The 13,474-nt window shown below is 62.9% G+C and carries 14 protein-coding genes; 10 read left to right on the top strand and 4 right to left on the bottom strand.

Annotated features, from left to right (window positions below; genetic code table 11):
* Positions 1–29: 29 nt before the first annotated feature.
* From BMI91_RS00470 to BMI91_RS00445, 6 genes are all read left to right on the top strand, one after another.
* Positions 30–425, top strand: coding sequence for a MerR family transcriptional regulator (locus BMI91_RS00470; RefSeq protein WP_078547336.1), 396 nt, complete (start codon positions 30–32; stop codon positions 423–425).
* A 50-nt stretch (positions 426–475) separates the two neighbouring features.
* A complete protein-coding gene (locus BMI91_RS00465; protein ID WP_078603606.1) occupies positions 476–817 on the top strand; it encodes a hypothetical protein in 342 nt (113 codons plus the stop codon).
* Between the two features lie 80 nt (positions 818–897).
* Positions 898–1,332 carry a c-type cytochrome gene (locus BMI91_RS00460; RefSeq protein WP_078603605.1) on the top strand — a complete coding sequence of 145 codons (435 nt, stop codon included), beginning with the start codon at positions 898–900 and terminating at the stop codon, positions 1,330–1,332.
* Between the two features lies 1 nt (position 1,333).
* Positions 1,334–2,704, top strand: coding sequence for a multicopper oxidase family protein (locus BMI91_RS00455; protein WP_078603604.1), 1,371 nt, complete (start codon positions 1,334–1,336; stop codon positions 2,702–2,704).
* Between the two features lie 22 nt (positions 2,705–2,726).
* On the top strand, positions 2,727–3,164 hold the full coding sequence (locus tag BMI91_RS00450) for a c-type cytochrome (RefSeq protein ID WP_158522056.1): 438 nt from the start codon (positions 2,727–2,729) through the stop codon (positions 3,162–3,164).
* A 6-nt stretch (positions 3,165–3,170) separates the two neighbouring features.
* Entirely contained in the window at positions 3,171–3,605 is a 435-nt protein-coding gene (locus tag BMI91_RS00445; RefSeq protein WP_078599093.1) for a c-type cytochrome, read from the top strand.
* 564 nt (positions 3,606–4,169) lie between these two features.
* Here BMI91_RS00445 and BMI91_RS00440 read toward each other — a convergent pair.
* Both BMI91_RS00440 and BMI91_RS00435 read right to left on the bottom strand, forming a co-directional pair.
* A complete protein-coding gene (locus tag BMI91_RS00440) occupies positions 4,170–4,544 on the bottom strand; it encodes a group I truncated hemoglobin (RefSeq protein ID WP_078519148.1) in 375 nt (124 codons plus the stop codon).
* A gap of 77 nt (positions 4,545–4,621) precedes the next feature.
* Positions 4,622–6,067 carry an FAD-binding oxidoreductase gene (locus BMI91_RS00435; protein WP_078603603.1) on the bottom strand — a complete coding sequence of 482 codons (1,446 nt, stop codon included), beginning with the start codon at positions 6,065–6,067 and terminating at the stop codon, positions 4,622–4,624.
* A gap of 220 nt (positions 6,068–6,287) precedes the next feature.
* Here BMI91_RS00435 and BMI91_RS00430 point away from each other — a divergent pair, with 220 nt between their 5' ends.
* Positions 6,288–6,977, top strand: coding sequence for a winged helix-turn-helix transcriptional regulator (locus BMI91_RS00430; RefSeq protein ID WP_078539280.1), 690 nt, complete (start codon positions 6,288–6,290; stop codon positions 6,975–6,977).
* A gap of 85 nt (positions 6,978–7,062) precedes the next feature.
* Here BMI91_RS00430 and BMI91_RS00425 read toward each other — a convergent pair whose 3' ends face one another.
* Positions 7,063–8,634: an oleate hydratase gene (locus tag BMI91_RS00425; protein WP_078603602.1), complete on the bottom strand. Its 1,572-nt coding sequence runs from the start codon at positions 8,632–8,634 to the stop codon at positions 7,063–7,065.
* A 620-nt stretch (positions 8,635–9,254) separates the two neighbouring features.
* Between BMI91_RS00425 and BMI91_RS00420 the strand changes: the two genes are divergently transcribed.
* The 3 genes from BMI91_RS00420 to BMI91_RS00410 all read left to right on the top strand — a co-directional run bounded on the left by BMI91_RS00420 (position 9,255) and on the right by BMI91_RS00410 (position 12,434).
* Positions 9,255–9,839 carry a hypothetical protein gene (locus tag BMI91_RS00420; protein ID WP_078603601.1) on the top strand — a complete coding sequence of 195 codons (585 nt, stop codon included), beginning with the start codon at positions 9,255–9,257 and terminating at the stop codon, positions 9,837–9,839.
* 79 nt (positions 9,840–9,918) lie between these two features.
* Positions 9,919–11,139: a surface lipoprotein assembly modifier gene (locus tag BMI91_RS00415; protein WP_078603600.1), complete on the top strand. Its 1,221-nt coding sequence runs from the start codon at positions 9,919–9,921 to the stop codon at positions 11,137–11,139.
* A gap of 203 nt (positions 11,140–11,342) precedes the next feature.
* Positions 11,343–12,434 (top strand): LuxR C-terminal-related transcriptional regulator, encoded by a 1,092-nt coding sequence (locus BMI91_RS00410; RefSeq protein ID WP_078603599.1) that lies wholly within the window; start codon positions 11,343–11,345, stop codon positions 12,432–12,434.
* 196 nt (positions 12,435–12,630) lie between these two features.
* On the opposite strand, the gene BMI91_RS00405 is transcribed toward BMI91_RS00410, so the two are convergent.
* Positions 12,631–13,257 carry a DedA family protein gene (locus BMI91_RS00405; RefSeq protein WP_208607934.1) on the bottom strand — a complete coding sequence of 209 codons (627 nt, stop codon included), beginning with the start codon at positions 13,255–13,257 and terminating at the stop codon, positions 12,631–12,633.
* Positions 13,258–13,474: the final 217 nt, after the last annotated feature.

The raw sequence follows: 13,474 nt of genomic DNA, 5'->3' as shown, positions 1-13,474 counted from the left end.
TTTATATTAGGCACAGGAGGCCTATGCAGATGAATATCGGAACCGCCGCGACGCAGACCGGGCTGCCGGTCAAGACGATCCGCTATTACGAGGAGATCGGCCTCGTCACGCCCGACCGGCGCGCGAATGGCTATCGCGATTTCTCCGAGGCTTGCGTGGAGCAGTTGCGGCTTCTGGCGCAGGCGCGCCATCTGGGGTTCTCGCTTGAGGAATGTCGCCGCCTGCTCAGCTTGAGCGCAGATGAGGGGCGGGCCAGCCGGGATGTGCGTGCGCTGGCGCAGCAAAACCTCGAAGCGGTGCGCGAGAAGATCGCCTCTCTCAGTGCATTGGAGGCGCAACTCCAACGTCTGATCGCGCAATGTCATGGCGACGATGCCCCCGATTGTGCGATCCTCGATGACCTGATGGGGCAGCGCGGGAATTGACAGCCGCGCCAGAGCCCACCAGATAGAGGGCAGGGAGAACCGGGAGAGCCATGCGCAAAGCGCTGCATATCGTCATCATCGGGCTGGTCTGTTTGATCGGTCTTTCGCAGTTGGGCGCACCTGCCGCTGCGATGACCCATGCGCGTGCGATGGATGCGATGGAGACCGTCGCCGTGAGCGACTGTTCGGCCTGTCCCGACAGCCATCACGATGCGGGGCCGATGCAGGACAAGACCTGCCCCCATGCGCAGATGATGGTCTCGGCCACGCTGGACTTTGCGCCGGAATTCTCGCTGAGCCGGGCGGACCTGTCCGTGACGCTCCTGCCTGCGGAGACGCCCGCGCCATTGGCGCATGAGCCGCAGCTCGACCTTCCGCCACCGCGTATCTGATCGATCACACCGTCACTGGCCCCTGAGGGGGCTCGTCTGTCGCGTCCCGAGCCCGGGCGCATGATCGAACAGGATACTCCATGAAACGCTATATTCTCTCTGCCGCCGTCGTCGCGGCCCTCGCTGCGGGCGGTTGGCTCGTGATGCAACCCGACACCGCGACCGAGGCCGAGGCGGCCACGCCTGCCAAAGGCGATCCGCTCGTCTCGATCACCTTGCCGACCTCCCTGACCGAACAGGCCCAGATGGGCAAACGCGCTTTCGACGCGACCTGTGCGGCCTGTCACGGCGCGAATGCCACCGGCAAGATGGGCTTTGGTCCGCCGCTTGTTCACAAGATTTACGAACCGTCCCATCACGGCGACATGGCCTTTCAGGCCGCCGTTCAGGCGGGCGTGCGCGCGCATCACTGGAAGTTCGGCAACATGCCCCCGCAGGAGGGTCTGACCCGTGGCGATGTCGCCAATATCGTCACTTACGTGCGCGAATTGCAGCGCGCGAACGGGATCGAGTGAGATGCAGAATTTCCAACTGACCCGCCGCGCGGTCCTTGCCGGAATGGGGGCCACGGCGCTGACGGCGCGCATGGGTAACGCGGCAACCGCCCCGACGCCGTTGACCGCGCAGCGCGCGATGGCCCAGATTGCCCCCGAGGGCTATCCGCAGACCGAGGTCTGGTCCTATGACGGCACGCTGCCGGGGCCGCAGCTACGGGTGCCGCAGGGCGCGAGCCTGCAACGGCGCTTCGTCAACAAGCTCGACGTGCCAAGCTCGGTGCATTGGCACGGCATCCGCATCGACAACGCGATGGATGGCGTGGCGGGGCTGACGCAGGATGCCGTGCCGCCCGGCCAGACCTTTGATTATGAATTCGTTGTGCCGGATGCGGGCACCTATTGGTATCACGCGCATACGAACTCGATGGAGCAGGTCGCGCGCGGCCTCTCGGGTGCGCTGATCATCGAGGAGCCCGACGCGCCGGATGTCGATCGCGACGAGGTGCTGCTGCTCGACGATTGGCTGCTCGATCCCGACACCGCGCAGTTGGAGCCGGATTTCACCCATCCGATGGATCTCAGCCACGGTGGGCGTTTCGGCAATCTGGTGGGGACCAACGGGCATTACGCCCTGACCGTGACGGCGAAACGCCACGAGCGCTTGCGCCTGCGCCTGATCAACGCGGCCAATGCGCGGATCTTCGTGCTGCGGCTGACCGGGCTCTCGGGCTGGCAGGTGGCGCTGGACGGGATGCCGCTGCCCGCGCCGGAACCCATTCCCGAGGAACTGGTCCTCGCGCCCGCGCAGCGCGTCGATCTGATCGTCGATGTAACCGGCGATGGGGCTCAAGCAGCGATCGAACGGTTGGGCAATGACGAGCAGTGGCACAGCCAGATCGCGTTCGAGATTTCCGGGGAGGCAAGCCGCACGCGGCGCGACGCGCCTGCGCCTTTGCCGCCCAATCCGAACATGGCCCCGACCGATCTGACGCAGGCCCGCCTGCTGGAGATGAAGATCGAAGGCGGCGCGATGGGGCGGATGTCGCGCAACCAGATGCAGGGGCTGATGCAGAGCGGCAATTTCTGGACGCTCGCCGGTAAGGCCGGGCCGGGGGATACGCCGTTTGCGCGTCTGTCCAAGGGCGAGCCGGTGCGGCTGCGCTTCGTCAACGACACGGCCTTCCCGCATGCGATGCACCTGCACGGGATGCATTTCCGCGAGGTGCTCGAGGATGGAAGCCTCGGTCCGATGCGCGACACGGTGCTGACCTTCGCCGGACGCAGCCACGAGATCGCGTTCACCGCCGACAACCCCGGCAAATGGCTTTTGCATTGCCACATGCTCGCCCATGCGGCGGCGGGCATGTCGTCCTGGATCGACGTGACCTGAGATGACGTTGAAAGGAGTGACTGTGAAACAACCCCTGATGACGACCCTTTTCCTGCTCGGCTGGGCGCCGATGGCGCTCGCGCATGGCGGGGTGGAGGACCCGCAGGTTCTCGCTCGGATGGAAGGCATGAAGCGGCTCGGGACCGAGATGAAGCTTCTCAGCACGATGGCGAAAGGGGAGAGAGACTTCGAAGCCGAGAAGGTCCGGCGCGCGATCACCCGGATCGAAGAGGAAGCGGGACAGATTCCGGTGCTTTTCGAGCCCGAGGCGCAGGACCCGAAATCCGAGGCCCATCCGTCGATCTGGGACGAATTCCATGACTTCCGCGGTCAGGCGCAGGCGTTGGAGGAAGCGGCCAATTCGCTCTCGGAGCCGATCGAGTCCCGTCAGGCGCTTGGACCTGCTCTCGTCAAGCTCGGGGTGACCTGCAAGGAGTGCCACGACGAGTATCGGGAGTAAGCGGCGATGCGAATTGAAGCCGTAGGTCTGGCTGTCGTGATCGCGCTCGGGGCAGGGGGCGCGCAAGCCGCCAGTCTGCTCGACGGGCGCGACATCACGGCGGGCAAGGAACTCTATACGCAGAACTGCGCGAGCTGCCACGGTGCCAATCTCGAAGGTCAGCCGGACTGGCGCGAGGCGGGACCCGATGGCGTCCTGCCCGCCCCGCCGCACGACGAAACCGGCCACACATGGCACCACGAGACCGCGTTGCTGTTCGATTACGTCAAACAGGGCGGGGCGGATGCGCTGGCCGCGCGCGGGGTCGCCGATTTCCCAAGCGGGATGCCGGGTTTCGGCGGAACGCTCGATGACGCGCAGATCCTCGATATACTGGGCTTCATCCGATCGACATGGCCGGAACGGATGCAAGCGGTGCAAGCGGCGCGCGACGCGCAATAAGCCACCGGCGCGGCTCCGTTGCTCCGTGCCGCAAATGTGCCTCGGAGCGTGCCGCGTTTGTGCCTTCGGGAAGTGAAAAAAGAAAGCCCGGAGCGAACTCTGGGCTTTTCTCTCTGAAGTCAGTCTCTTGCGAGAGATTTGGCCCCGGCGGCAGGGAACGGGGCTGTCTTGGATTCAGTCTTAAGAAGTTGAAGTCGTTAAGGGTTTTCTGCGTAGTCCCGTGGTTTTTGCCACAGTTGGATGTCCTAAGGATGGGTGTTCGATTTCGGCGCGGCAAGGTATTTTCGGTAGTCCGATCACGCTATCGAGCCGAAAAATCGCTCGGCTTGACAGAAGGGTTGGCTTGGCTGCGTTCACCAAGTGTTCTTAGCTCATCTCGAGATTAGCTCCGGCCAGCCAGAAGGTGCCAGCCGAATTGGAGTCGAAACACCAATACTTCGAGGTATTGGTCGCCTGAGCTTGGCACGCAGAGTGTCAGTGCCGACTAACCGGAGCGTAAAAAGGCAGCGAGGTTCCCATAGCTGCGTCCGAATATTGACGACACAGCCACCCCGTCCGACACGTTCATTGGTTCGTAATGTCGCCCTTGAGAGAGTAGCCGATCATCAGCACGTCCTTGCGGGTCATCTCGTCGATCTCATGCGCGGCGAGGACCGACATGATGTCGTCGATTGCGGCCATGTATTCGCCGGTGCTGATATTCATGCCCCGATGCGCCGCCACCATGTCGCGCCCGGTATATTGCTCGGGGCCGCCACTGCCTGCGCCGAAGAAAGCGCAGAGTTGGGCCTTGGCGTCTTTCAGGTCGTCCGGTCTTTCGCGGTATGGCAGGAAACGGGCGCTGATTGCGGGGTTTACCATATGCGCCTCGAGGACATCGTCGACGAGCGCCTTGATCCCGGGCTTTCCGCCCAGCCGGTCGTAGAGGGTCTGTTCCATCGTTCTTGCTCCTTGTTCGCTATCCGAACTGTTTGCAGCTTGGACCCCGGGCGCTGGCTTGCGCCCGGGATGAGGGCTCATTGCGCGGCCTGCTGCACACGCTGCGGCTGGATGTTGTGGTTGACCCGGAAGAGGTTCGTGGGGTCGTAGCGCGCCTTGATCTCCTGCAGCCGGTTGAGGTTGCCGCCATAGGCCTCGGCAAGGCGATCCGCGTCATCCGCTGGCAGGAAGTTCACGTAGACACTGGGCGCCGCATCCGCTGCCGTTGCGTTGAACAGATCGCGCGCCCATGCGATGCAGGCCTTGTCCTTCGCCCGGTCGTCCCAGCGGGTGTGAACGTTCATGGTGAAGTGGCTGTCGCGCTGCGGATAGGCGGTCGCGTCGGACGGGACGCGGGCCATCGCGCCGCCGACATGGGCGATGAAGATCTCGCATTGCGGATCGGGAAGCTCCTCGACCGCGCCGAGTATCGCCTCCATCGTGCCGGGGCCGAGCTTCAGGAAATCCCGGCTCTTCCAGTAGTTGCGCGCGCCGGGCATCAGCAGCGGATCGAAGGCCGCCTGCCAGCCGGTGAAGGGATGCGGGCCGATCACATCGACAATGGGCGTGCCGAGGGCGCGCAGCTCGCGCATCGCCTCTTCGCCCTTGGCCATGTCGCCGACGTAGCAGGCCGCGAAGATCAGCACCTCTCGCCCGTGCCAGTCTTCAGGCAGGAAGGGCAGGGGCGGCGCCTTGCGCAGGACCGACCAGACCGTCAGCTCGTCCGGCGCCTTGTCGCATATTTCCTGGAATTTCGGCAGCAGAGTGGCCGCCTCCGCGAAGGGATGGATGACGAGACCGGACAGAACCTCGGTGCCGATGGCGTGGCCCTGGAATTCGAAGGAGGACACCACCCCGAAATTCCCGCCCCCGCCGCACAGTGCCCAGAAAAGGTCCGGATGCTCCGTCTTCGATGCCTTGACGCAACGCCCATCGGCCAGCACCACGTCGGCCGACAAGAGGTTGTCGACCGTCATCCCGTATTTCCGGGTGATCCAGCCGAAGCCGCCACCAAGTGTCAGCCCAGCGATCCCGGTTGTCGAGTTCACGCCGACAGGCACGGCAAGCCCATGCACCTGCGACTCGCGATCGACATCGCCCAGTGTCGCGCCCGGCTCGGCCCGGACGGTCCCGGCCTCAGGATCGACGTGAACCGAGCGCATGCCCGACAGATCCAGCATCAGCGAGCCGTCCTCGACTGCGAGACCGGCAATCTGGTGACCGCCGGACCGAACGGCCATCCGCAGCCCTTTATCCTTGGCAAAGGCGACCGCGGCCTGAATGTCGCTGGCTCCCATCGCATGCACGACGAGCCCCGGTTTGCGATCGATCATCCCGTTCCAGATCGACCGCGCGGTGTCATAGCCCTCATCTCCCTCGATCAGGGCCTTGCCGCGCAGAGCGGCTCCAAGGGTCTCCCGGTCCGCGCCGGTGATCTTCTTGCGCGTGCCGTCCAGCCCGTTCATTTCAATGATATCCGACATGTCGTCCTCCCAGTGAGATCATGGCGCACAGCGACGCGATCCACCCCTCGCGCGTCTGCCGCGTTCGATTGTTTGCGGTTCTGAAAGGATGAGCGCGCCGCGAGTCTCAAACCAGTGGCGAAACTGGACCGGCCCGCTCGGGCACAGGGTGTGGGCACAGAGTTGGATACAAGAAGCGCAATTTGCGCTATGCTGGGAAAAGCCATGGAGGAGATCTCCGATGTCCAACGCCAGCTATTTTCAGTTTTGCCCGGTCGCGATGGCCGCCGAAATCCTCTGCACCCGGTGGACGATGGTCCTCGTGCGCGAACTCGTGGCCGGATCGACCCGCTTCAACGATATTAGGCGAGGTGTCCCGCGCATGTCGCGCACACTGCTTGCGCAGCGCCTGCGGGAACTGGAGGCAGCCGGGATCGTCGAGAGGCATCCGGTCGAGGGCACTCAAGCGGTCGACTACCTTCTGACCGATGCGGGAAAGGACCTGCTGCCGCTCGTCGAGGCCTTCGGGATCTGGGGGCAGAAATGGGTGGAATCCGAGCCGTCTCTGGAGCGGCTCGATGTGTCGCTGCTGATGTGGGACATGCGCCGCAATCTCGATCCTTCCCCGCTTCCTCCGGGCCGGACTATCCTGAATTTCCACTTCCCCGAGCTCGCGGCGTCAAAATCCTCGTGGTGGCTGATCGTGGAGGCGAGCGGCGATGTCGATCTGTGTCAGGTCGATCCGGGCTTCGATGTGGACCTCTTCGTCACGACGGATCTGCGCACGATGACAGAGATCTGGATGGGCCTCACGACCGTGTCGAAGGCCGCCCGCAAGCTCGACCTTATCGGGTCCCGAGACGTGGTGGCCTCGATGCAGAAATGGCTGGGCCTCAGCCCCTTTGCAGCAGAGAAGAAGCTGGCCTCCTGAGCCGCGTCGCCGTTCCGCTCCGCGCGTCATCGACGGCTGTGGCAGACCGAGCCGGCATCGGTCACAGGCCGCGCGTTCTGAAGGGCTACATCCCCATCAGCACCCGCGCGGCGTTGAAGAGCACTTTGGGGTCGAGGTCCGTGCGTGCGACCGGCGGGGGAGGTGTGATCCGTCCCGTCAGGCTCGCCACCGCGGCCCGGGCCGAGCGGACGGAATATTCCACCGTGAAGACGCAATCGCGCGGGAGTTCGCAGAATTGCCCGATGATCGCGAAGTTGCTGGCGCCGCTGGGCCGGGTGTTGGGGCGATCCCCGGGCTGGCGCGACATGAACTGGCTGGTGATGAATGGCATCCGGCAGGGGATCACGCGGGCGGTCTTGAACCAGCCCTGCTGTTCGGGCGTCAGGCCCATATGGCCGAACAGCTCGGTCAGGATCTCGTCGCCGGTCGCCTCCCACATCGGTTTCGTGGTGAAGTCGCCGGGCCGATCCCCGCGCAGCCCATATCCCCAGAAGACATAGGTGCCGTGTTTCTGGCCGCGGAAATGGGGTTGGTGAAAGAGCACGATCGAGAGCGTCCAGCCCGAATCCGCGAAGGTCACGAGCCCGCCCGTGCCTGTGCGGTTGCCGGTGAAATCCTCCATAAACTCGAAGAAATCGGGGCTGTCGAGCGTGACCGTGAAGGAATGCCACGCGGTTTTGTCAGTCTCGCCGCAGAACACCTCCGGGCGGCCGAAGCCCTCATGTTCCGCCGCCAACTTTCGCCACAACGTCCAGGCGCCGCCCTCGTGGTCATCGCGGCTGGGCGCGCGATCGTTCGCCCCCGTCACCGAGCCATCGGTCATCGACCCGAGCGTGAGATAGACCTTGTCGGTCCCGGATACCTGCACTTCCTCGCCGCTGGAAAAGGCCAGCGCGCTGACGCGGCGGTCCTGGCGTGAGCCCTCGATCCGCACGTCGACGACCTGCGTGCCGGTGACGATTTGCACGCCTCGGTCGCGCAGCCAACTCACGATTGGCGCGATCAGCGAGTCATACTGATTGTAGCGGGTGCGCAGGATGCCGGCGATCCGGGTGAAGCCGGGAAAGAGATGGATGAACCGTCGCAGATAGCGCCGCATCTCGACCACGGAATGCCACGGTTGGAAGGAGAACATCGTCGACCACATCAGCCAGAAGTTGCTGTCCAGAAAGGTGGGCTGGAACCAGTCCTCGATCGTCTGGGCTCCAAGCGAGCTTTCGCGATGCAGGATCAGGCGGTTGATATCGACGATGTCCTGCGCCGTGAGCGTTAGGTCATAGCGGTCCTCTGCCGGTTTGCCGTCGCGCACGATGCGGCAATTGGCCGAGCCGGGCACCATGCGGTTGAAGGCGAAGATGTCCTGTGCTGCCGAGACGACGGGATCGTCCGCCGAGCGGATCGAGCCGAGCAGATCGAACGTGCAGGCGAAATGCTCCTCGAACATCCGGCCGCCGCGGACGAGATACCCGTCCTCGCCATCGCCCGATCCGTCCAGCGAACCGCCCGCGGTGCCGAGTTGTTCGTAGACATGGACCGCCGCGCCATCCACGCCCGCGTCGCGTAGCAGAAAGACCGCCGTGGCGAGACCCGCGATACCGCCGCCGACGATGTGATGTCGTTCCGTTGTCGCTTCCATCGCCGAGCCTCGCTCCCTGCGGTCCAGATTTCCTTCGTCCCCGTCGAAATCCTTGGGGACACGGCGAATTATAGCATTTTATGAGAAACGGACGAAGAAGATTGCTCGCCGAGTTTACGCCTGCTCCGCCCGCTTGCATGGTGATCAGGGAAGGCACGTCATGCGGCGGACTGCCCAAACTGTCTGAGCATGGGACCGGCCATTCGCGCCGGGTGCAGCTAATATCCATGCTCCCCCTTTGGCGAGAGGGGAAATCTCGGCCCTTAGCGGACATCTATGGCCTGAGCGGCGAAGGTCAGCTTCGAATTGTCTATCTCGGTTCGGCTTCCGGATGTTCTCGTCGACTTTGGATGATGCTTCGGTCCCATTAACAGTTGGATCACTGCATGACTATTGCGGAGATTGAGGCTGTCAAAAGGCTCTTTCGCGTTTGTCTGTTCCTGAAGCATTGGCGCAGCTTGCTGCATTACGTTGAACGATTTCGCGGCGGCCAAGCCAAGATCGCGCTGAACCCTATAGTTTCTCATAGATTGCGCGCGCGGGGGGCTGTGACGTGAAATGCGCGTGATCGGTTCGTGTGTTTGGGCCGTGACAAAACACCAATAAATCGGGGTATTCTCATGACATTGAAATTCGCGCTCGCGGCGTCAGCCGCCTGTCTTGCGCTGGCCGCATGTAACAGCAGCAACGGGTCTTCCGCGGCGCTGACCTCGGCAGAGGCGCAAAACGTCGAAGCAACCTATTCCGACTACGCGGACAGGATCGGTACGGGCGACCTGACAACGACTGTGCCGACGGGGCAGGCGTCGATGTCGGGCTATATGGGCGTGAGCAACGTCAATCCCGACGACCCGACCACGACCGTGATGGGGGAACTGGCGATGGATGTCGATTTTGACGCGGGGACGCTGACCGGCAAAGGGTCCAATTTCGGCATCTATAGCGGAGATGTCCTGACCAAGGAAGCCGATGTGACAGGCTCGCTCGACGTTGCGGGCACGGTTTCGAGCTCGGACATGAGCGCGACCGCGACGGGCACGATGTCGGATGGCTCCTCTGCGGGCGCCGACTTCGCTCTGGATATGACCGGCAGTTTCTATGACGACGCGGGCACGCTGACTGCGGTGGGCGATATCTCCGGGACGATGACTGACGGCTCTGACGTCCAGAACGTCGACGGCAATTATTACGCCACCGAGAACTAAGGCGGGGCTTTTCCTGCACAGGCCGGGCGTTCTGCGCCCGGTCTCTTTCCGTCTCGCCGAGAGGCAAACGACAAGCGCGATGCGATACCGTTCTTCCTTCCTCCTGATCTGGCTCGCCTTCGCGCTTGTCGTCTGTCTGCTCTCACCGTCGCGCAGCTTTGCGGAACAGACGGTATCGGATTGGCTCGGCGTGGCGAATGCGCAGCTCGCGCAGGGCAAACCGGGGCGGGCGCTTCTGATTTTCGGAGAAATCGCGGCGCGCCATCCGGAATTCACCCCTGCGCAAACCGGGTTGGAGCAGAGCTTCACCAAGCTTGGCTCCGTTCGCCGCAACGAAGCGTTCCTGCGTTACGCGCTCGCCAAGGATCCAAAGCACGAAGCGGCGCTTCTCGCGGCATGGCAGGCGTTGGATCGAGCCCACCCGTTTCGCTTTTCCGCCACGGCCTCGATCTTGCCGAGCAGCAATGTCGATCACGTTGCCTCCGAACGGTATCTGGTGACCGATTTCGGCACGTTCTTGATCAACGACGGCGGCAACGAGACTTCCGGGGTCGGGCTCGGCTATGGCGCGAACCTTGACTGGTTCGTTCAGCCGCGCCCGGGGCATCGCCTCCGCCTGCGCGCCTCCTATGCGGGGGCTTGGTATCACACCGCGATTTTGCGCTATTCGGAACCCGGGCTCGCCCTGCGCTACGAGCATCTCGGTGGGGGTGCGCCTTGGTCGGTCGAGGCGTTTTTGCGCGACCGGCGCTATGGCGGCGGGTCGCAGGATATCACGTCGGACAACCTCACACGCGGAGTGCGGTTCGCGAAAGTGTGGCGGTCCGTAGGGGGCGGGCGCACGGTTTTCCGGCTGGACGGGGAGTATGCCAGCTACAGCGAGAAACCCTACCTGACGGGCCCGAGATATTTCGTGGACCTCGCGCGCCGAACGAGATTGGGGCAACGTAGCGCCCTGAGCTATGGCCTGCGGCTGGAACGCGCCTTGCCGCGAAAGGACTACCATCGCTATTCCGGCGCTGAGTTGCGCGTGGGCTTCGATCGACCACTTTTCGACGGAGTTCGTGGGGGGCTGTCGCTCAGTTACGGGGAGCGCCGCTACGACGCCGCCTTTCCGATCGTCGGAGTGCACCGTCGGGACCGGACCGCGAGCCTCGGGCTGAGCCTCGAGTTGAAACGAGCGAAAATCCTCGGTCAAACGCCCCGGATCACCTGCAGCGCGCGGCGCACCCGGTCGAATGTCGCGCTCTACACGACGAACTCGGTTGATTGCGCTTTGTCCCTAAAGCTTGATTTTTGAACGAAATTCGGCATCTATGTCGAATGTTAATCGGTGAGCATTTTAGCTTCGGTGTTTTTTCGGCGCATTGCTCGGCGGTCCGGTTCGCTTTGATTTGAAGAGTTTTGGGGGTTCCATGCCGAGTTTCGATCCGCGGCGCGTCGTTTTCCGAGAAACGCACGCAATTTTAGATTTGACCCGACCGCGCCGGCTGACCTGACACAATGCCACGTTTCATATCGCATCACGAAATTTACGATGCCGCGCTCGATGACGAGCTTTTCACCGCGCTGCCAAACATGCTCGCGCAGGTGATCGGCATCCCGTCCGCTGTCTTCATCTGGCTCCATCCCGGCGATTATCGGGAAGTTACCGCCGGAACGCAGGCGGATGCCAATCTCGATTACAATTCGTTCGAGGGTCACGATCCGTGGTTGGCGCACGGTACGCCGGATAAGTGCGGCACAGGCCTGTTTCGTTTGTCGAACCACGTAAGCGCACAGGAGTTCGAGCGCAGCGAAATGTATAACGATTTCATCGTGAAGAACGGTGTCGATCGCTACTGGTGTCTCGCGATGATGCAGAGCACCCGCGACGGTCTGGTCGCTACGGCCTTCCACAAAGGCAAGCGCGGGGGCGATTTCACCGATCCCGAGGTGGAGACTCTCGGTTTGCATGTCCAGGATCTGGAACGGCTGCACAAGATCCGTCGGGAGCTGCATCGCGCCAGTATCCAGCAGGTCACCGCGCCCGACCGTAGCCTGCTCGACGACGCCCCGATCTTCGAGCTCGACCAAGAAGGGCGGCTCGTGCGGATGAATGGCGTGGCCGAGCTGCTGCTCGATCTTCATCCGCTTCTGGTGCTCGACTTCGAACGGAAATTACGGTCACGCGGGCCGATGCATGGGGTTTTGCGCCAAGCCATCGGACGTTCGACAGATGCGGTGAAGAGCCAGGCAGGCTCGCTCGACCTACCTCAAATGCGCGCGACTGACGGGCGAATTATTCCGAAACTGAGGCTGAACCTGCTGCCGCGAACTGACGGGGGCCGGAAGGTCTGGGTTATCGCGACGAGCGAGGAAGAGGATGGAATACGAAATCTGGTCGCGGCCCCACGTGAGAAGATGCGGCTCACGCCACGCGAGCGGGACGTTCTTCAGGGAATTATCCGGGGCCGCAGGCGGGACCAACTCGCCAATGATCTCGACATCGCCATTCCGACAGTCGATCTGCATAGCGCCAATCTCCGCCGCAAACTCGGGGCACGGACCATAGCGGAGGCTGTTGCCATCGCCTTGCAGTTTGGACTGATGTAGGTCCTGCGTGAAGGTGTCGCTCTGGGACAAGGGCGACAATTCAATGGACGATCCGGGTCAAATGCCGCCCATGGGGTTCAACATGGTTGGCGCCGGAGAACAGGTCCAGAAGGCTACGATAGCCGTGGCCGCGATACCCTCCAGACACCCTTGAGCATCGCGTCAGTTCGCTGGACTACGCGGCTGCACCGAACAGTTACGCCTCACGACCTTTGAAAAAGCGCCGGACGTAGAAGCCGACCCCGATCAGGATCGCAACGAGCACCACGCCATTGAGGGCGTGCATCGTGTTGCGCAGGGCAGGGCTTTTGTCCCACGCTTGGCCGAGCTTGAGGCCGACATAGGCGAGGACGAGGCACCAGGGCCAAGATCCGATGAACGTGTAGATCTGGAACTTCCAGAACGGCATCCGAGCAATTCCGGCCGGGAGGGAGATGAAGGTCCGCACCAGCGGCAAGAGCCTCGAGACGAAGACCGCGGCACTGCCATAGCGGGAGAACCAGCGATCGGCCCGGTCCAGATCCGATTGGCTGAGCAAAATGTATCGCCCCCAACGTTCGACGGCGCGGCGACCGCCGTAAGCACCAACGAAATAGGCGAGGGTCGACCCGATATTGCAGCCGATTGCGCCAACGGTGGCGACCAAAAGCAGCGAGAACTGACCTTTCGAGGCGAGATAGCCCGAGAACGGCATGATCACTTCCGATGGGAGCGGGATACAGGCGGATTCGATCGCCATCAGCGCAGCGATCCCGGCATAGCCCATGGAACTGATCGCATGGGTGATAAAGCCCGCGATGGCTCCCATCAGTCCTGAAATCATGTCTCATTCCTCCCGCGTCTGGCCCTGTGCTGCCCCTGAGGTTTCCGGCAAAGACCCTGCCTTGCTGTCGTGGGGTAATCTGAAGGTGTGGCGGCGGCGAAGGCGGGAAAGAAAGCTCGCGAAACCGTGTCCCAGCCGCGAAAGTCATGGGTCGGGCGGGCGCACCGAGAAACGCGTGAATGCGTGCATGACACCCGCGTTTGTCCCGTCGCTGCTA

This window comes from Thioclava sediminum (genome assembly GCF_002020355.1).
In the GTDB taxonomy this organism is placed as follows: domain Bacteria; phylum Pseudomonadota; class Alphaproteobacteria; order Rhodobacterales; family Rhodobacteraceae; genus Thioclava; species Thioclava sediminum.
Note: the sequence above shows the minus strand (reverse complement) of the source record. Positions and strands in the feature narration are given on the sequence as shown.

What these genes read in the sequence shown, in the direction of transcription:
- BMI91_RS00470 (WP_078547336.1), top strand. Translation starts at nt 30, where the DNA reads ATGAATATCGGAACCGCCGCGACGCAGACCGGGCTGCCGGTCAAGACG.
- BMI91_RS00465 (WP_078603606.1), top strand. Translation starts at nt 476, where the DNA reads ATGCGCAAAGCGCTGCATATCGTCATCATCGGGCTGGTCTGTTTGATC.
- BMI91_RS00460 (WP_078603605.1), top strand. Translation starts at nt 898, where the DNA reads ATGAAACGCTATATTCTCTCTGCCGCCGTCGTCGCGGCCCTCGCTGCG.
- BMI91_RS00455 (WP_078603604.1), top strand. Translation starts at nt 1,334, where the DNA reads ATGCAGAATTTCCAACTGACCCGCCGCGCGGTCCTTGCCGGAATGGGG.
- BMI91_RS00445 (WP_078599093.1), top strand. Translation starts at nt 3,171, where the DNA reads ATGCGAATTGAAGCCGTAGGTCTGGCTGTCGTGATCGCGCTCGGGGCA.
- BMI91_RS00440 (WP_078519148.1), bottom strand. Translation starts at nt 4,544, where the DNA reads ATGGAACAGACCCTCTACGACCGGCTGGGCGGAAAGCCCGGGATCAAG.
- BMI91_RS00435 (WP_078603603.1), bottom strand. Translation starts at nt 6,067, where the DNA reads ATGTCGGATATCATTGAAATGAACGGGCTGGACGGCACGCGCAAGAAG.
- BMI91_RS00430 (WP_078539280.1), top strand. Translation starts at nt 6,288, where the DNA reads ATGTCCAACGCCAGCTATTTTCAGTTTTGCCCGGTCGCGATGGCCGCC.
- BMI91_RS00425 (WP_078603602.1), bottom strand. Translation starts at nt 8,634, where the DNA reads ATGGAAGCGACAACGGAACGACATCACATCGTCGGCGGCGGTATCGCG.
- BMI91_RS00420 (WP_078603601.1), top strand. Translation starts at nt 9,255, where the DNA reads ATGACATTGAAATTCGCGCTCGCGGCGTCAGCCGCCTGTCTTGCGCTG.
- BMI91_RS00415 (WP_078603600.1), top strand. Translation starts at nt 9,919, where the DNA reads ATGCGATACCGTTCTTCCTTCCTCCTGATCTGGCTCGCCTTCGCGCTT.
- BMI91_RS00410 (WP_078603599.1), top strand. Translation starts at nt 11,343, where the DNA reads ATGCCACGTTTCATATCGCATCACGAAATTTACGATGCCGCGCTCGAT.
- BMI91_RS00405 (WP_208607934.1), bottom strand. Translation starts at nt 13,257, where the DNA reads ATGATTTCAGGACTGATGGGAGCCATCGCGGGCTTTATCACCCATGCG.